This window comes from Labrys neptuniae (assembly GCF_040797145.1).
Lineage (GTDB): Bacteria > Pseudomonadota > Alphaproteobacteria > Rhizobiales > Labraceae > Labrys > Labrys neptuniae.
Genome location: NZ_JBFNQD010000003.1, coordinates 405,691 through 423,523, shown reverse-complemented (window position 1 = coordinate 423,523; position 17,833 = coordinate 405,691). Strand labels below are relative to the sequence as shown.

The window sequence follows — 17,833 nt, the reverse complement described above, 5'->3', positions numbered from 1 at the left end:
ATAGGCTTTTCCAGAATGCGAATGACCGATCAAATCGCTTCGTGGCACACCGCTTCGACCCGATTTCCGGCAGGGTCGATCAGAAAAGCTGCATAATAATGGTCGTGATAGTGCGTTCGTAATCCCGGAGCACCGTTCGCGCGGCCCCCGGACGCAAGGCCGGCGGCATAGAACGCATCGACTTGGGCGCGAGATGCGGCTTTGAAGCACCAATGCCGCTTGTTCTCTTCGATGTTCGATGCGTCGAGGTAGATAGCCAGGAATGTCGATTGCGTGTCGTTTGATCGACAGCGCTCGCCATAGCCGATGGCCTCGCTCCGGTCATAGACTTTGGGCGCCCCGAGGGCACTCATGATTGCATCATAAAACGCCCGTGCCTGCTGAAGATCGGGAACGCCGATCGAGACATGGTCGAGAAGAAACATGATTTATACCTCGAATCAGCGAGTTACGGCGAGATGCCGGCTCAAGCCCAGGAGGATAAGGCCTATTATCCAAAAGTAAGGCGGTGTCCATGCGAATCCAGCGATGGGCCCGATGCTTGCCATGGCTGGTGCGCCGAGACCTCGTGAACGCCGCCGTTCAAACGGGTATTTCGATCAAATGTCGGCATTGGTGGCAGCGGGGCCAAGCATGACGGGGCTACCCTTCGTTCGCTTCCCGGCGTACCTAGCCGCGATAATCGTGCCTGTTTCCACACGGATCCGTCACGACAGGGCCGTTCTCGCCATCGTCGAGATAACCAGGTCCGATCGGCACCTTGCCGTGTCCGCCGGGGATGTCGAGCACATAGGTGGGCTGGCCGAGGCCGGTGAGACTTCCGCGCAATTGCCGCATCACCGCCTGGCCCTCGGCGATGGTGGTGCGGAAATGGCTCGTGCCCTTGGCGAGGTCGCCATGATGCAGGTAATAGGGCTTGATGCGCAGGCCGAGCAGCGCCCGGAAGAGGGCCGACAGCGCCTCGGCCGTGGCGTTGACGCCCTTGAGCAGGACGGTCTGGCTGACCATGGCGATCCCCGCCTTGACCAGCCGCGTACAGGCTTCCCGCGCGGCGGGCGTGAGTTCGCGCACATGGTTGGCGTGCAGGGCGACGAACACGCCCTTCGGGCTGTCGAGACTTTCGATGAGTTCGTCCGTGATCCGTTCGGGCGCCACCACCGGCACGCGGGTGTGAAAGCGGATCACGCCGACATGATCGATGGCCGACAGCGCCTTCACGATCCGGCCGATGCGCCGCGGCGACAACGCGAAGGGATCGCCGCCGGTGATGATGACCTCGAAGATGGCGGGGTTGCCGGCGATATAGGCCAGGGCAGCATCGAGTTCGCCGCCGGCGAGCATCTCGCCCTCCGGCCCTACCATCTCCCGGCGGAAGCAGAAACGGCAATAGACCGGGCAGACATGCAGTGGCTTGAGCAGGACGCGGTCGGGGTAGCGATGGACGATGCCTTTCACCGGCGAAAAGGCGTCATCCCCGATCGGGTCCGAGAGTTCGTCCGGGCTCGATATCAGTTCGCGGCCGGTCGGCACGAATTGGGCGGCAATGGGATCGTCCTGGGGGGAGCCAGCGATGAGATCCGTCATCGCTGGAGTGATTGCCACCGAAAAACGCCGCGCCACCTCTTCGATGTCGAGACGCTCGGCCGAAGAAATGAGCCCGCTGGCTTCCAGATCGGAAGCGCTCCGAAGGCTGGAATGCTTGTTCATTTCGATGCTCTTGCCATGATGCCGGCTGGATCGCCACGGCGAGGCAGCCCTTTAGCAGGCAATGGCTGGATATGCCAACCCGGGAGCAAACACGCGTTTCCGCTAAAAGGCGTTTTGCTCTGCAGCCTCGAACCCGATTTCGGAAGCGGATTCGAGGCCGCCGGTCATTGTTGTCGCATGTTTTTTGCTGAAATCGGCATCCGTTTTTCGGCGCGATGCTCTAGCGATAGCGATCGATCAAGTCTCGGGCGCAGGCGGCGGGCTGGGGCTGATCGTTCTTCTCATGACCGTCGATCACGCCGATATCGCGCAACAAACGATCGGAGAGACCGCGCAACCTCTTCTTCGGCACCGTCCGAGGGTTTGTCGACCGTGACTTGTTCCTTTCCGCAGCGCTCTCCTGCAAACAAGGCTGCTCAATGTAGCCAATCTGCGCCATGGTCATGGTTCGACCGCCAGATCGGCAAGGTCCTCGGTGTTGTCGGCCCAATGGGCCGTCGTCGCCGATCCCTCACGCGGCGCGGGCTTGCAGGGGGCGATGTCATGGCAGGCGATCATCGTGGATGTCCCGTGGTTGAAAACGACCGGGACAGGCTAGGCGATTGAGCGACCTCGATGCTTCGGCTATGATCGTAGTATGAAAGACGGACCGATGATCGCCTCTGTCGCCGCCCTGATCGGCGACCCCGCCCGTGCCAACATGCTCACGGCGCTGATGGACGGGCGGGCCCTCACCGTGAGTGAACTGGCCGAGGCCGGAGGCATCAGTCTGCAGACAGCCAGCGGCCATCTCGCCAAGCTCGATGCCGCCGGCCTGCTTTCGGCGGAAAAACAAGGACGGCACCGCTATTTTCGCCTGTCGGGCCACGATGTCGCGCAGGTCCTGGAAGCCCTGATGGGGCTGGCCCAGCGCACCGGTGCGATAAGAGTGCGGACCGGCCCGCGCGACGAAGCCATGCGGGCGGCAAGGATCTGCTACGACCACTAAGAGTGCGGACCGGCCCGCGCGACGAAGCCATGCGGGCGGCAAGGATCTGCTACGACCACCTGGCCGGGGCACGCGGTGTTGCCCTGCTGGACGGCTTCGTCTGCCAGGGCTTCATCAGCGGTGACGATAATCCCGTGGTGACGGCCACGGGCAGGGATTTCTTCGTCGGGTTGGGGCTCGACGTTCCGGCCATGGCCAGGAGCCGGAGACCCGTCTGCCGACGCTGCCTCGACTGGAGCGAACGCCGCAGCCATCTCGGCGGAGCCCTGGGCGCGAGGCTGCTCGACTGGGTGATCGAGCGCGACTGGGCCCGGCGCAAACAGGGGCGCGTGATCGCCTTCACGCCCGCCGGCGCGAAGGCGTTCGACGCGACCTTCGGCCTGGCGGAATAGGCCTCAGGGGCGCTGCGGCTGGCCGATGATCGCGAGCCGCAGGCGCGACGAAATCACGTCGATGACGGCGACGGTGACCAGGATCATGAAGATCAGCACGCCGAGCGGTGGCAGGTCGAGTACCCGCAGCAATTCGGCCAGATACTGGCCGACGCCGCCGGCCCCGACGATGCCGATGATGGTCGCCGAACGCACATTGGATTCGAAGAAATAGAGCACCTGGCTCGCCATCACCGGCAGGACCTGCGGGATCAGGGCGAAGCGGATGCGGTGGATCCGGTTGCCGCCCGTGGAGAGAACGCCCTCGCTTGCCTTGTTGTCGGTGGTCTCGATTGCCTCGGAGAACAGCTTGCCGAAGGCACCGAAGTCCACGCAGATGATGGCGAGCACGCCGGCGAAGGGACCGAGGCCGACGACGCCGACCCAGACCAGCGCCCAGATCAGCGCGTCGACGGAACGGATCACATCGAGACCGCGGCGCACAGCGAACCGGACGAAGACATTGGGAATGACGTTGCGGGCCGCCAGGAAGGCCACAGGCGCGGCCAGCACGGCCGCGGTGAGCGTGCCGGCGAAGGCGATGGCGAGCGTTTCGGCGAGGGCTTCGACGAAGAACCAGAATTTGCCTTCGTCATTGGGCGGGAACATCTGCACCACGAAGGTGCCGAGCCGCGAAAGGCCGCTGAAGAACCGATCCGGCGTGACTTCGAGCCGGATCATGGCGACGACGGCAAGGGCGAGCAGGACGGCGATCACGCCGCCCGCCAGGAAACGCGTCCGCCAGGAGGTTTCGAAATGGACGCGATGGCGGGCCGCCACGGAGGCGAGTTTTTCAGGGCCGAGCGGGGCGAGCGGACCCGCCGGACGCGGTGCCGGGCCGTTGATGCGATTGTTCATGGCATCGCCTTGTTCAATGGAGTGCCTCTTGGCCGATCAGGCGGTGGCGCAGCTTCTCGGTGGCGAAATCGATGATGAAGACGGTGACGATGATCATCAAAAGAATGGCGCTGACATCGGCATAGGCGAAGGTGCGGATCGCCACCAGGAGCTCCTGGCCGATGCCGCCGACGCCGATGAAGCCCATGACGCCGGCCTCTCTGACATTGATTTCGAAGCGGAGCAGGGAATAGGAGGCGAAGTTGGGCAGGGTCTGGGGCAGCACCGCAAAGCGTATGCTTTCCAGCCAGGAGCCGCCGGTGGCGACTGTGCCCTCGACAGGCTTCATGTCGACATTCTCGACCACTTCGGCAAACAGCTTGCCGAGCGCACCCATGGTGTGGATGGCAAGTGCCAGGGCGCCGGCCATCGGCCCGGACTTGAAGGCGATCAGGAAGATCATGGCAAAGACGATGGTGGGAACCGTACGGCAGAATTCGAGCCAACGGCGCACCACGGCGCGCAGAAGCCGGCTACGCGTCAGGTTTGCGGCCGCCATGAAACACAGGACGAAGGCGCCGAGCACGCCGAGCAGCGTGCCGAGATAGGCGACGAGCAGCGTGTCGCCGAGCAGCACCAGCCATTTGCCGAAACCCCAATACCACTCCCTGACATCGCCGAGGAAGTTGCCGAGACTGAGGGGAGGGGCAATGCGGCTGAAGAAGGAGGTGAAGTTGCCGAGATGAGTCCACAGGAAACCCGGCCGGACCGAGGCCACATGCGCCGACAGGGCGTAGAGGGCGATGCCGACAGCGACGGCGAGCCAGATCCGCCGCTTCTTGGCGGCAATGGTTGCCTGATAGGCCTTCAGCAACGCCCGGGCCTGCGCTTCCGGCAGGCTATTGATAGCCGGCAATATTATATCCTCCTGCCAAGTCGAGCGAGCGCGGTCCAAGGCGAAATCCGTCTGCGCAAAGGGCGCGCACCTTGCGGTACGCGCCCTTTCTTTCGGTCGTGCCTGGCTTTACTGGGTCTTGCGGAGCGCGTCGTTGAACTTCACCATGTCGACGATCGGCTGATATTCCTTGGCGCTGATCGCCGTGAGTTCGAGATCCTTGCCATCGGAAAGCTTGTCGAAATTGGCCTTGTCGTTCTTGGCGTAGTCGATCAGCGCGGCGCCGATCTTCTTCTTCAGATCGTCGGGCAGCGAGGCGAGCACCGTATAGGGGCCTTCAGGCAGGAAGGGCGTCTTGTAGATGACACGGAAATCGGCCTTGGTCATCGCGGTGCCGTCATCCTTCTTGAGGATGCCGCGGCTGAGCATGCGGGTCAGGTTGGAATCGTCTTCCGAGTTCCAGCTGTTGGCGGCGGCGTCGGCGGTACCCTGGGCAAGGGCCAGCACGGCATTGTCGTGGCTACCGGCGAAGACGACGGACGAAAAGAACTTGTCGACGTCGATGCCCTGGCTGTGCAGGCCGAAGCGCGGTGCGTTGTTGCCGGAGGTCGAGTTCGGGTCGACGAGGGCGAGCTTCTTGCCCTTGAGGTCCTCGATGGTCTTGTAGGGGCTGTCGGCCTTCACATAGATCACCGAATAATAGCCGGTGAGGCCGTTGTTATGGCGGGGCACGGCGACCGGCTCGGTGGCGACGCCGGTGATGATGGCGCGGGCATAGGAGGCCGGGCCGTACCAGGCGATCTGGGCAAAGCCGGCGCGCTGGGCTTCGATCACGGCGGCGTAGTCGTTGGCGATGTTGAGCTTGACCGGCACGCCGACCTGCTTGGCGATGTAGTCGGCCAGCGGCTGGTAGCGGTCATTGGTGGTGGAGGCGTTCTCGGCCGGAATGACGGCGAGCGTCAATTCGGGATACTGGGCCTTCCAGTCCTCGGCCTGGGCAGTACCGGCGGCAAAGCTCATGGCTGCTGCGGCAAGGCCGAGCAGCGTGCGGCGCGAAAGCATAGGTCTCTCCTGTCGGAAATATCGTGTTCTTGTGGCTCTTGAAGATGCGCAGCCGGCCTGTCAGGCCGCGACGCTGGCAGGGCGAGCCAAGCCTGCCGAATTTGTACCGCCTGCCCATTTGGTGTCGGCATCTGCGTCCATCACTTCGCCGGCCTCCAGGCCGTAGAGGTCGCGGGCCGCGTCGGCGGTGAGCGTGGCGGGAACGCCGTCGAACACCACGCGTCCCGCCGACATGCCGATCAGGCGGTCGCAATAGGAGCGAGCAAGGTCGAGCGAATGCAGGTTGCAGATGACGGTGATACCGAAATGCTTGTTGATGCGTAAGAGCGCGTCCATCACCACCTTGGTATTGCGCGGGTCGAGCGAGGCGATCGGCTCGTCCGCCAGGATGATCGAAGGTTCCTGCACCAGGGCGCGGGCGATCGCCACGCGCTGCTGCTGACCGCCGGACAGGCTGTCGGCACGCTGGCCGGCAAGATTGGCGATGTCGAACTGCTCCAGCGCGGCGAGCGCCATGGCCTTGTCCTCGAGGCCCCACAGCTGCAGCACGGCGCTGGCGGTCGAGACCTTGTTAAGGCGGCCCATCAGCACATTGGTGAGCACGTCGAGGCGGCCGATGAGGTTGAACTGCTGGAAGATCATGGCGCAGCGCGCGCGCCAGTCCCGCAGGGCCTGTCCGCGCAGGGCCGTGACATCGACGCCATCGAAGGAGATCGTACCGTCGCTCGGGTCGACGAGGCGGTTCAGCATGCGCAGCAATGTCGACTTGCCGGCCCCTGAGCGCCCGATCACGCCGATGAAGGCGCCGGGCGCAATTTCCAGATTCACATCGGCGACAGCCGTCTTGCCGCCAAAGCGCCTGGAAACTCCTTTGATCGCCAGCATGAACAGATCCCTTCTCGTGCAGGTTTCCGGAGTCGGTAACGCCGGGCCATTACAGAGGGATGGCAGTTCAATGATGTTTCGGTGACGATCCACCGCCGATGTCGCCGACAATTGCGACAGGCCGGGCACTCCGGCCGGTTCTTGTCATGGCGTTGTCGCAGGAGAATGGGAAGTACGAGCCTTTCCATGACCGGTGAATTGCCTTGCCTAAGCTCAGCCCCACGCCTCTCATCGACCCGACGGCTTCGGTTTCAGCGAGCCGGCTCGGGTGCTACACAGAGGTGGGACCGTGGACCAGCCTGATTGAAGTCGAACTCGGCGACTATTCCTATGTCGTCAACGATGCGGACATCGCCTATAGCCATGTCGGCCGTTTCGTCTCGATCGCGGCCCATACGCGCATCAATCCGGGCAATCACCCGATGGACCGGGCGAGCCAAAGCCATTTCAGCTATCGCGCCTCGGCCTATTTCGAAGGCGAGAGCGACGAGAGCGACTTCTTCGCTTGGCGTAGGGAACACGATGTCCATATCGGCCATGATGTCTGGATCGGGCATGGTGCGATCGTGCTGCCAGGACGTCGTATCGGCATCGGCGCCGTGGTGGGTGCTGGCGCCGTGGTCACCCGCGACGTCGAGGCCTATACCATCGTCGCCGGCAATCCGGCGCGGCCGATCCGTCGGCGCTTCGACGACGCGATTGCCGATCGCCTGCAGGCCCTGGCCTGGTGGGACTGGTCGCATGAAGCGCTGCGGGCCGCCCTGCCGGACTTCCGCAAGCTCCCGGTCGAGGCTTTCCTCGACAAATATCAGGCTCTTGCCGTTGAGGGCCTAATCGGTCCATCCTGAGGGCATGGCTGATACCCTCCATTTCGAAGATTTCCCGGTCGGCGAGATCGCCACTTATGGCTCGTACAGGCTGACGCGTGAGGCCATCCTCGCCTTCGCCAGGGAATATGACCCCCAGCCGTTTCATCTCGATGATGAGGCGGCAAAAAGCACCATGCTGGGCGGGCTTGCGGCATCCGGCTGGCATGCCTGCTGCATCTTGATGCGGCTCAATTGCGATGGCTTCATGCTCAACTCCACCTCGATGGGCGCCCCCGGCATCGACGAGGTTAAGTGGCTGGCGCCGCTCCGCCCGGATGTCACGCTGAGCGTTCGCCGTACGACGTTGGAGGCGCGGGCTTCCAGAAGCCGCCCCGAAATGGGCTTGGTGAAGTTTCTGTTCGAATTGGTGGCGGACGGCAAGACGGTGGTCACGACCCAGACTGGCTCCATCATGTTCGGCCGGAGGCAGGTGGCATGAAATATTTCGAGGATCTTGCCATCGGCGATACCGACGAGATCGGCGCCTTCACTTTTTCGGTCGAGAACATCAAGCGCTTTGCGACCCTCTACGATCCCCAACCCTTTCATGTCGACGAGGCTGCGGCTGAGGCCAGCCATTTCGGCGGCCTGGTGGCGTCGGGCTGGCAGGTTGCGGCGGTCTGGATGAAGCTCCTGGTGGCGCATCAGGAAGTCGAGATCGCGCGGGCGCGTCAGCTCGGCAAGCCGGTGGTGAAGCTCGGCCCGTCGCCGGGCTTTCGCAACATGGTCTGGGCCAAGCCGGTGCGCGCCGGCGATACGCTGCGCTACAGCGTGGAGATCACGGGCAAGAAGGAGAGCGCTTCCCGCCCCGAATGGGGCATCGTCTCCATGCAGAGCTCGGCGCTCAACCAGCATGGCGAGCAGGCGTTCCGCTTCGAGGGCACTGTCTTCTGGGAAAGGCGTGGATGAGGCGCCTCGGTGTACGGGTCATCAATCCGCACTGAAGGACCTGGAGCCATCAACCTGGTCGCATAGTTGCTCGAGCCCTATCGATCGGGCTAAGTAGACGTGCCTTAGCCAGGCCGGGAGGCAAGACTTGGCGAGGCGATCAGCTGGGGCTCTGAAAGGAGCAGAGGGGTTTCTCCCGTCCTCCCAGCACCAGCGCCAAGACATGGCGCGATCAGGAGATCGGCTTGCCCGGTTTCCGTGCCAATTCCGCATAGAACGCGTAGCCGCGGTAGAGGTCCCTGGTCCGGAGCTGCAAGCCCTCGCGGCTTGCAAGATCCGCCAGTGCTGCGGGCAGTGCGGCGATCGGATGGACGTGGAAGCGCGCCAGCCAGGCAAAGAGCACCCGCTTGAACCAGCTCGGCAGGCCGCCCTGCTGGCCGAAATCCACGATGAGGAGGCGACCGCCCGGTTCCAGGGCTGCAACGGCCCGTTCCAGCACGGCGCGCCAATCCGGGATCATCGACAGCGTGTAGGAGATATAGATGCGCTCGAACCCCTTGCGCCCGAACTGCTCGGGCGAGAAACGGGTGGCATCGGCCTGAGCCACGCTGACACGGGCCAGGCCATTGCGGTCCAGCGAGTGTCGAGCCGTTTCGAGCATCGCCGTCGAGATGTCGAAACCGTTGAGCGCCGTGGCGGGATAGCGCCGGGCCACGGCGATGAGGTTGCGGCCGGTGCCGCATCCGATTTCGAGAATGGTTTCACCCGCTGCCGGCTTGAGCGAGGCGATCAGGTGGTCCCGCCCGAGCAGGTAATATTTGCGCGTGAGATCATAGATGTAGCGCTGGTGGCGATAGATCCGGTTCATCGCCGCCGCGGCGTCGCCTGCCTGCATCTGGATGCTCAATGGAGGGCTCGCAGCTCGTAGAGATGGAAGCCGCCATAGATGGCGGAGCGGTCGCGCGCGGTCCAGGCCCGGCAGCGCTCGCGGTCGTAGGACCAGCGCGCCAAAAGGTCGGCGGGAATTCGGCCTGGCAGCAGGCTTTCCTCGGCGGCGGTGCGGAAGATCACGCGGGCGCCGGGGCGAGCCGTCCGGGTGATCTCGCTCCACAGCTTGGTGAGGATGACATCGGTCATCCAGTCCTGGGCATCGAGCAGCACATAGGCGTCGAGGCTGGCTGCCGGCTGGGCCTTGAGGTGGTCGATCAAATTGACGTGGCGGACATCGATGCGATCGGCCCGATCGCGCACGGCCTCGTAGGCCGTCTGCTCGAGATAGGGTGGCACCGGCCCGTCGCCATCGGGTTTGTAGCCGCGACCGAAGGCCTGCCAGGCGAAATAATTGTCCTTGAGGTCGAAATCGCAGGCGAGGCGTTCCAGCCGCTCGCGCAGCACGTCGGCAATGCCTTCCCCGTCTGCGGCCGCCCCGGCCAGGGCGTTATATTGCTCGGGCGGAATGCCCAGGCCATAGAGCGAGGCCCGCCGGCGGGTGAGCCATTTGATATGGGGGCGATCGAACAGGGGCGCGATGCGCTCGTCGAAGACCCGGCGCTGCTCGGCGAGATCACGGGCGGCCAGGAGGTCGGCCGGATCGATGCGATGCAGCCGCCCGATCAGGTGTCCCAAGCCGATGAAACGGCCGAGCAGGCCGTAACGATAGAGATTCTTGCCGAAATAGCCGATGCGGCGGCGGCCAAGCAGGTCGCGCCCGTCCCAATAGGCCCGTGTCTCGGCGTCGAGATGGGAGCGCAGGGCTGTCTCGTAGATCGAAACATTGCGGCGCTGGTGGGCGCGTGCGAAGAAGTCGTAGAAGGCGGCATGATCGGGCAGGTGCCGGGCGGCCGCGATCTTCAGGCGGTTGAGGGCGATATGGTGGCGGTTGAGGTCGACCGCGGTGATCGCAGCCGGGCCAGCCTTGAGATAGCTCATCACATTGCAGCCGCCGGAGGCGATGGCAACCAGTCGGTCGTCGGATTTGAGAGCCAGCGCCTCCATGTCGATCTCGGGATCTTCCCAGATCTGGGCATAGACGAGGCCACTGAAAGCCAAGGTGAAGAGCCGGTCCTGCATGCCGCGCAGCGACAATAGCCGGTGATGTTCCACGGCCTGCTTCACATGGCCCTGGCTCTTGGCTGGCGCCTGTGTCCCGATGCTGTTCACATCCGTCATGCCCATCCGCTCCTTCGCCGAATCCGGGTTGTGCGATGGGATTCGCGGATAAGACCAAGCGATGACGGGGGGATGACAAGGGGCCGCCAAAGCGACGCGCAGGCGACAGGTCCTCAGGCCGTACCTGTTGCCTCCACACGTTCCTTGCCGAGTGCAGCCGCCATAAGCGTGCGAGTATAGGCTTCGCGCGGTGCATCGAAGATCTGGGCGGTGGGGCCCTCCTCGACGATGCGCCCTTCCTTCATCACGACGACATAGTCGGACAGCGCGCGTACCACCGACAGATCATGGCTGATGAACAGATAGGACAAGCTGTGGGAGGCCTGCAGCTCGCGCAGCAGCTCGACGATCTGTTTTTGCACCGAGCGGTCGAGCGCCGAGGTCGGCTCGTCGAGCACCACCACCTTGGGCTTGAGGATCATGGCGCGCGCAATGGCGATGCGCTGGCGCTGGCCGCCCGAGAATTCGTGCGGATAGCGGTTGCGGGCGGTGGGATCGAGGCCAACCTCGGTCAAGGCCTGGATGGCTCTGATGTCGCGATCGGCAGCCGACAGATTCGGCTCATGCACCCTCAGGCCCTCGGTGATGATGGATCCCACGGACATGCGGGGGGAAAGCGAACCGTAGGGATCCTGGAACACCAATTGCAGGGCGCGTCGCAGCGGACGCATCTCGAGCACGCTTGCCCGCGAGATGTCCCGACCGTCGAAGCGGATGTTGCCTTCGCCGGTATTCAGCCGCAGCAGGGCGCGGCCCAGGGTCGACTTGCCCGACCCCGATTCACCCACGATTCCGATGGTCTGCCCCTGCTGCAGGCGCACGGAAACATCGTCCACCGCCTTCAGATCCATCGCCTTGTGGCCGCCGAACAGGCTGCCGCTGAGATGATAGGTGACGCGGATGTTGCGGCCCTCGAGCAGCACGGGAGCATCGGGACGCGGCGGATCCTTGTGGCCCGACGGTTCGGCCGCCAGCAGCATCTTGGTGTAGTCATGCCGGGGATTGTCGAAGACCTCCTGCGTGGTGCCGGTCTCCACCACTTCGCCACGGCGCATGACATAGACGCGATCGGCAAAACGCCGGACGATGTTGAGATCGTGGCTGATGAAGACGATGGACATGCCCAGGCGCTGCCGGAGATCGGCGAGCAGGGACAGGATCTGCGCCTGCACCGTGACGTCGAGGGCGGTGGTCGGCTCGTCGGCGATCAACAGATCGGGATCGTTGGCGAGCGCCATGGCGATCATCACACGCTGGCGCTGGCCTCCCGACATCTCATGGGGATAGGCATCCACCCGCCGCTCGGGATGGGGAATGCCCACGAGCTTGAACAGCTCCACTGCCTTCTTGCGGGCTTGCTTATAGCTGCCGCCGCGATGATGGACGATCGGCTCGGCTACCTGGCGCCCGACCTTGTAAAGCGGGTCGAGCGAGGTCATCGGTTCCTGGAAGATCATGGTGATCTTGTCGCCGCGTACCTTGTTGAGCTCCTTCGCCGGCAGGCCGAGCAATTCCCTGCCGCGATATTTGGCCGATCCCCGGACCTGGCCGTTGCCGGCCAGCAGGCCCATCAATGCCATCATGGTCTGGCTCTTGCCCGAGCCGGATTCGCCCACAATGGCGACGGTCTCGCCTCTGCTGACCTTGAGGTCGATGCCCTTGACCGCCTTGACCGTACCGTCGGGGGTGCTGAAGTCGACCTCCAGGCCGCTGACGTCGAGGAGGATGTCTTTCGTAGCCTGATCCACAGGTGTCTGTTGCATCGGTCTTCCCTTAAGCAAAATGCGGCTAAGCCGAACCGTCCCCGCGTTTTAACGTATTGATATCGGTAGTATTTTGCGGTTCAAAGCGCCTCCGTCTGAAAGAAAAACGCTCTAGCGATCTTTGGGGTCGAAGGCGTCGCGCAGGCCGTCGCCGATGAAATTGAGGCAGAACAGGGTGGTGACCAGGAAGATGGCCGGACAGATCAGCAGGTAGGGGGCCGCCTCCATGGAATCGGCGCCTTCCTTGATCAGCGCTCCCCAACTGGTGAGCGGTGCCTGTACACCGAGCCCGAGGAAGGAAAGGAAGCTTTCGAGCAGGATGATGCGGGGAATGCGCACCGTCAGGAACACCAGCACCGGGCTCAGCGTGTTGGGAATGATGTGGCGGCGGATCACCGCCCCCTCGCTGAGCCCCAGGGCATGGGCTGCCGAGATGAAGTCGCGCCGTTTCAGGGACAGGGTCTGGCCCCGCACGATGCGGGCCATGTCGAGCCATTCGATGGCGCCGATGGCGACGAAGATCAGCCAGAAATCGCGCCCGAACGAAGCCACCAGCAGGATGACGAAGAACATGAACGGGAGCGAATAGAGGATCTCCACGAAGCGCATCATCAGATTGTCGGCACGCCCGCCAATATAGCCCGACACGGCGCCGTAGGTGACGCCGATGACCAAGCTGACCAGGCTGGCGAGCAGGCCGACGAGCAGCGAGACCTGGCCGCCGATCATGATACGCGTCATGAGATCGCGGCCATTGCCATCGGTGCCGAGCAGGAAATACTGGCCATTGATGTCACCCTGCATGACGACCGTGCGGCCGTCGTCCCTGATATCGGTGACCTTGGTGTTGCGGAATTCGTCGATGCGATCGACATAGCGGGTGGCGCGCGGATCGATCGCCCGGCTCGACGTCAATGTCGCCGTGAACTGGGTGCCCGATGTCTCGAAGGATTGGACCTGCAGACGGGCCTGGGAAGCCGCGCGCTTCATGGCCTCCTCGAGCGTCGCATGCTTGGGATAGGGCGAGAGGCTGGGCGGAACCTTGACGTAGGACCCATAGACCTGGTCGTAGCCGTGGGGCGAAAAGAACGGCCCCAGCACGGAAAAGATCACGATGGCCGCAAACACGAACAGGCTGACCATGGCGGCCTTGTTGCGGCGGAGGCGCAGCCAGGCGAGTTCGAGCAAGCTGCGGCTGCGCGGGAGTGTGGCGGGTGCCAGGCTTGTTTCAGTCATGACGCACCCTCGGATCGAGCCAGGCATAGAGCAGGTCGACGATCAGGTTGAAGATGATGATGAAGACCGAAACCAGCACCACGGTCGCCATCACCAGCGTGTAGTCGCGGTTGAGGGCACCCTCGACGAAATCTTTGCCGACGCCGGGAATGCCGAACACCTTCTCGACCACCACCGAGCCCGTCAGCAGCGAGGCGGCGGCGGGAGCAAGATAAGTGACGATCGGCAGGGTGCCGGCGCGCATGGCATGGGCGACGATGGTCAGCTTGGCGGGCAGGCCATAGGCCTTCGCCGTGCGGATGTGGTCGGCATGCAGGGCCTCCAGCATGGAGCCACGCATCAGGCGGGCAAAGGTCGCCAGTTCCGGCAGGGCCAGGGTGATCATCGGCAGGAGCAGATAGCGAAACGAGCCGTCGCCCCAGCTGCCCGTCGGCAGCCAATGCAGGGTTTGTCCGAAGAGGAGCGCGAGGACCGGCCCGATGACGAAGTTGGGGATGGTGATGCCGATATTGCCGATCGCGGTTACGGCAACATCCACGATCGAATTCTGGCGCAGTGCAGCGATTGTTCCGATCAGAATGCCGCCGACGACAGCCAGGAGCAAGGCCATGCTGCCCAGTTGCAGGGAGTATGGCAGTTTCTGGAGGATGATTTCAGAGACCGTATAGTCGCGATAGACGTAACTGGGGCCAAAATCGCCGCGCAATACGTTCCAGATATAATTTAGATACTGTTTCCATACCGGGTCGTCGAGATGATAGACGCGGTTCAGGTTGTCCATGATCTGCGGCGGCAGTGGCCGGGCGAGATTGAAGGGCCCGCCCGGTACCTGGCGCATCAGGAAAAAAGAAAGCGTGACGATCACGAACAGGGTCGGAATCGCGCTCGCCAGACGCTTCAGCACGAATGAAAGCATGACATCGCCTCGGATTGGCTGTCTGCGAAGCGTTCAGGCCCGTCATCGGCGAGGCAGGCACGCTTCTCCAGCCGCGGATGAGAGACAGGAGGATGGCCTCCTGCCATCACACACGCAGCAGCTCATTCCTTGGTGAGGAAACGCGTGCCGTGGTGGTTGGCGAGGTTGTCGTGCCAGCCCTTGACCTTCTTGGAAACCAGCCAGGGGTCGTTATAGACCAGCAGGGGCGTTACCGAGGCATCACGCAGCAGCATGGCTTCGGCGTCATGCAGGATCTGCATGCGCTTGGCGACGTCCCGCTCGGTGAAGGACTTGGCCATCAGGGCATCGAATTCGGGATTGTTGTAGTGGCCGTAGTTGAAGACCTTGTTGGTGGAGACACCCAGGGTCAGGAAATTCTCGGGATCGGCATAGTCGGCGACCCAGCCTGCCCGCGTGACGTCGAAACTATTGCCTTGCTGCAGATAGGAATAGTGCGACTTGAGATCGGAATTGAGCATGGTGACCTCGGCGCCGAGGCCCTTCCACATATCGGCGATCGCGGTGGCGACCTTCTTCCAGTTCTCGTTGGTGTTGTAGCGGATCTCGACCTTGAGCGGCTTGCCACCCGGGCCGTAGCCCGCTTCCTTCAAGAGTTCCTTGGCCTTGTCCTCGCGGTCGAGCTGAGGCGTGTCGGCGAAGTCGGCCTTGGCAGGCGTGTAGTTGGCGATACCCTCCGGGATCCAGCTATAGAGCGGCTGATAGACGCCGTTCAGCACGTCATTGGCCAGGAAGTCGCGGTCGATCGCCATGGCGAAGGCCCGTCGGACCCGGATGTCGTCGAAGGGCGGCTTGCGGGTGTCGAAGGCGTAATATTCGCTCGACGTCGATGGCGAGACGTGAACCTCGTCGCCGACCTTCTCCTGCAGGAATTTGCGCTGATCGGCCTGGAACTGATAGGCGAGGTCGAGTTCCCCGGCCAGGAAGCGGCGCTGGATGGCGGCCTGGTCCTCGCTTGGATAGGCGACGACGCGATCGATCTTCACATTTGCCGCGCCCCAGTAATTGGGGTTCTTGACGAAGGTGAGGTGATCGCCGGGTATCTGCTCGGTGACCGTATAGGCGCCGTTCGACACCAGCTTGCCCGCCTTGGCGAAATCACGGCCATATTTCTCGACATTGGCCTTGTTCACCGGCACCACGCTTTGATGAGCCAGGAGTTCGGGGAAGAAGGGGACGGGGCTTTCGAGGGTGATTTCCAGCGTACCGGCATCGATGGCCTTGACGCCGAGCGTATCGATCGCTGCCTTGCCGGTGTTTATCGCCTGTGCGTTCTTGATCGGATAGGACAGGCTGGCATATTCGGCGGCTTCCTTGGGATCGAGATTGCGCCGGAAGCTGTAGACGAAATCCTCGGCCGTGACCGGGTCGCCGTTGGACCACTTGGCGCTGGGCCTCAATTTGAAGGTGTAGACCAGCCCGTCCGGCGAAACCGTCCAGCTTTCGGCGACGGCGGGACCCACCTTGCCGGCGCCGTCATAGGCAGTGAGACCTTCGTAGAGGTCGTCGATGATGAACTGCTCGATATTGGTGGTGGTGTGGATGGGATCGAGCGATTGAGGTTCGCCGCCCAGGCCTTTGTTCAACACGGTTTCGGCGGAAGCCGACAAGGCCGTGCCGCTGAGCAAGCCTACGGCGAGCAGGGCGCCGAACAAGCGCGTTTTCAAGGCTGCTGTCATCCTGATGTCCCCTCTGAAGCCAGTTGTTCCGGCTATTGGTTGAAGGCCGGCAGTAAAGGCCTTCGCATTCGCTACGGCAACCCGCGATTTTCGACGGGGAAAGGAAGGGTAGAGCTGCTCGGTCCGCGTGCAGGGGGATAGTATGTCGAAGGGTATAGTGATCGTCTGAAAATTGCGGGTGGCCGGGATGCGACGCAATATTCGCCATAACCGACCGCGCTTTATGTCCTGTGCATTGCGAAGACTGATAGGATGAAGGTCTGATTGAATTATGGGGATAAGCCGTGCACAACCTGGCCGCGTGTGACAGGGCAGGATGTGACGCCATGTCGGGCCAGGCAAAACGAAACCGCCGTGCGAATGGGCATATTCGCGCGGCGGTTTCGTGATGGCAATTCGAACTGATGAGAACGGCTGGCTCAATTGAACAGGCTGGAGACACTCTCTTCGGAGGCAGTGCGGCCGATGGCCTCGCCGATCAGCGGCGCGATCGAGATGACGCGGATGTTCTGGGCCACGCGTACCGCCTCGGTCGGCATGATCGAGTCCGTGATCACCAGTTCGCGCAGCTTGGAGGAGGCGATACGGGCCACTGCGCCGCCTGAGAGCACGCCGTGGGTGATATAGGCCAGCACGTCCTTGGCGCCGCGCTCCAAGAGGGCTTCGGCAGCATTCACCAGCGTGCCGCCGGAATCGATGATGTCGTCGATCAGGATGCAGGTACGGCCCTTGACGTCGCCGATCACGTTCATGACCTCGCTCTCGCCGGCGCGCTCGCGGCGCTTGTCGACGATGGCCAGGGGCGCATCTATGCGCTTGGCGAGGGCACGGGCGCGCACCACGCCGCCGACGTCGGGCGAGACCACCATGAGCTTGTCGAGCTCCATGCGGGCCTTGATGTCGCGCTCCATCACCGGAGCGGCAAACAGGTTGTCGGTGGGAATGTCGAAGAAGCCCTGGATCTGCCCGGCATGCAGGTCGAGGGTCAGCACACGGTCGGCACCGGCATGGGTGATCAGGTTGGCGACCAGCTTGGCCGAGATCGGCGTGCGGCCGGAAGCGCGGCGATCCTGCCTTGCATAGCCGAAATAGGGGATCACCGCCGTGATGCGCCGGGCCGAGGAGCGGCGCAGGGCATCGGTGATGATCAACAGCTCCATCAGATGGTCGTTGGTGGGAAAGGAGGTCGACTGGATCACGAAGACATCCGCGCCGCGGACATTTTCCTGGATCTCGACGAAGATCTCCATGTCGGCGAACCGCCGCACCGAGCACTTCGTCAGGGGGGTCTTCAGATAGGTCGCAATCGATTCGGCCAGTGCACGATTCGAATTGCCGGCGACGAGCTTGATCTCGCCCGAACCGTGGCCCCTGTCACCTGCCGCCATGAAGCCGGCTCCCGCTTTGAGAAAAATGCACCCGGCTCTTAGCAACTGACCGGCCCGCATACAATGGGGGCGTCACAAGGA

The 17,833-nt window shown here is 63.1% G+C and carries 17 protein-coding genes and 1 pseudogene; 4 read left to right on the top strand and 14 right to left on the bottom strand.

The genetic code is table 11. The features are described from left to right. Positions 1 to 29: 29 nt before the first annotated feature. The 3 genes from ABXS05_RS12665 to ABXS05_RS12655 form a co-directional block, all read right to left on the bottom strand. Positions 30 to 425 (bottom strand): VOC family protein, encoded by a 396-nt coding sequence (locus ABXS05_RS12665; protein WP_149254200.1) that lies wholly within the window; start codon positions 423 to 425, stop codon positions 30 to 32. A 244-nt stretch (positions 426 to 669) separates the two neighbouring features. Then, a complete protein-coding gene (locus tag ABXS05_RS12660; RefSeq protein ID WP_367624152.1) occupies positions 670 to 1,707 on the bottom strand; it encodes a lysine-2,3-aminomutase-like protein in 1,038 nt (345 codons plus the stop codon). Positions 1,708 to 1,927: 220 nt separating this feature from the next. Further along, entirely contained in the window at positions 1,928 to 2,152 is a 225-nt protein-coding gene (locus ABXS05_RS12655) for a hypothetical protein (protein WP_367624151.1), read from the bottom strand. 192 nt (positions 2,153 to 2,344) lie between these two features. Between ABXS05_RS12655 and ABXS05_RS12650 the strand changes: the two are divergent. After that, positions 2,345 to 3,087, top strand: a pseudogene (locus tag ABXS05_RS12650) (ArsR/SmtB family transcription factor). A gap of 3 nt (positions 3,088 to 3,090) precedes the next feature. Here the strand turns inward: ABXS05_RS12650 and phnE (ABXS05_RS12645) are convergent. From phnE (ABXS05_RS12645) to phnC, 4 genes are all read right to left on the bottom strand, one after another. Then, positions 3,091 to 3,984: a phosphonate ABC transporter, permease protein PhnE gene (gene phnE, locus ABXS05_RS12645; protein WP_367624150.1), complete on the bottom strand. Its 894-nt coding sequence runs from the start codon at positions 3,982 to 3,984 to the stop codon at positions 3,091 to 3,093. 13 nt (positions 3,985 to 3,997) lie between these two features. Beyond that, the gene (gene phnE / locus ABXS05_RS12640) at positions 3,998 to 4,882 is read right to left on the bottom strand and encodes a phosphonate ABC transporter, permease protein PhnE (RefSeq protein ID WP_367624314.1); all 885 of its coding nucleotides are present in this window, start codon (positions 4,880 to 4,882) and stop codon (positions 3,998 to 4,000) included. Between the two features lie 105 nt (positions 4,883 to 4,987). Then, complete coding sequence (gene phnD, locus ABXS05_RS12635; protein ID WP_149254205.1) at positions 4,988 to 5,920, bottom strand: phosphonate ABC transporter substrate-binding protein; 933 nt, start codon at positions 5,918 to 5,920, stop codon at positions 4,988 to 4,990. A gap of 60 nt (positions 5,921 to 5,980) precedes the next feature. After that, on the bottom strand, positions 5,981 to 6,805 hold the full coding sequence (phnC, locus tag ABXS05_RS12630; protein ID WP_367624149.1) for a phosphonate ABC transporter ATP-binding protein: 825 nt from the start codon (positions 6,803 to 6,805) through the stop codon (positions 5,981 to 5,983). A 197-nt stretch (positions 6,806 to 7,002) separates the two neighbouring features. On the opposite strand from phnC, the gene ABXS05_RS12625 reads away from it, so the two are divergent. Genes ABXS05_RS12625 through ABXS05_RS12615 form a run of 3 tightly spaced genes read left to right on the top strand, consistent with a single transcriptional unit; the run spans position 7,003 to position 8,583 of the window. Then, positions 7,003 to 7,653, top strand: a complete 651-nt coding sequence (locus ABXS05_RS12625) for an LbetaH domain-containing protein (RefSeq protein WP_367624313.1) — start codon at positions 7,003 to 7,005, stop codon at positions 7,651 to 7,653. A 4-nt stretch (positions 7,654 to 7,657) separates the two neighbouring features. Next, entirely contained in the window at positions 7,658 to 8,113 is a 456-nt protein-coding gene (locus ABXS05_RS12620; RefSeq protein ID WP_367624148.1) for a MaoC family dehydratase, read from the top strand. Further along, on the top strand, positions 8,110 to 8,583 hold the full coding sequence (locus tag ABXS05_RS12615; RefSeq protein ID WP_367624147.1) for a MaoC family dehydratase: 474 nt from the start codon (positions 8,110 to 8,112) through the stop codon (positions 8,581 to 8,583). The genes ABXS05_RS12620 and ABXS05_RS12615 overlap by 4 nt, the downstream gene beginning before the upstream one ends. Positions 8,584 to 8,794: 211 nt before the next feature. Here ABXS05_RS12615 and ABXS05_RS12610 read toward each other — a convergent pair whose 3' ends face one another. The 7 genes from ABXS05_RS12610 to ABXS05_RS12580 all read right to left on the bottom strand — a co-directional run bounded on the left by ABXS05_RS12610 (position 8,795) and on the right by ABXS05_RS12580 (position 17,752). Beyond that, positions 8,795 to 9,457: a class I SAM-dependent methyltransferase gene (locus tag ABXS05_RS12610; RefSeq protein ID WP_367624146.1), complete on the bottom strand. Its 663-nt coding sequence runs from the start codon at positions 9,455 to 9,457 to the stop codon at positions 8,795 to 8,797. Positions 9,458 to 9,465: 8 nt separating this feature from the next. Further along, entirely contained in the window at positions 9,466 to 10,731 is a 1,266-nt protein-coding gene (locus tag ABXS05_RS12605) for a BtaA family protein (RefSeq protein WP_437178655.1), read from the bottom strand. Between the two features lie 113 nt (positions 10,732 to 10,844). Beyond that, entirely contained in the window at positions 10,845 to 12,494 is a 1,650-nt protein-coding gene (locus ABXS05_RS12600) for an ABC transporter ATP-binding protein (protein ID WP_367624144.1), read from the bottom strand. 111 nt (positions 12,495 to 12,605) lie between these two features. Next, positions 12,606 to 13,730, bottom strand: coding sequence for an ABC transporter permease (locus ABXS05_RS12595; protein WP_311933542.1), 1,125 nt, complete (start codon positions 13,728 to 13,730; stop codon positions 12,606 to 12,608). Next, a complete protein-coding gene (locus ABXS05_RS12590; protein WP_367624143.1) occupies positions 13,723 to 14,646 on the bottom strand; it encodes an ABC transporter permease subunit in 924 nt (307 codons plus the stop codon). Before ABXS05_RS12590 ends, ABXS05_RS12595 begins: the two co-directional genes overlap by 8 nt. A gap of 122 nt (positions 14,647 to 14,768) precedes the next feature. After that, positions 14,769 to 16,364, bottom strand: coding sequence for a peptide ABC transporter substrate-binding protein (locus tag ABXS05_RS12585; protein ID WP_311933539.1), 1,596 nt, complete (start codon positions 16,362 to 16,364; stop codon positions 14,769 to 14,771). A gap of 419 nt (positions 16,365 to 16,783) precedes the next feature. Continuing rightward, positions 16,784 to 17,752, bottom strand: a complete 969-nt coding sequence (locus ABXS05_RS12580; protein ID WP_068288448.1) for a ribose-phosphate pyrophosphokinase — start codon at positions 17,750 to 17,752, stop codon at positions 16,784 to 16,786. Positions 17,753 to 17,833 lie beyond the last annotated feature (81 nt).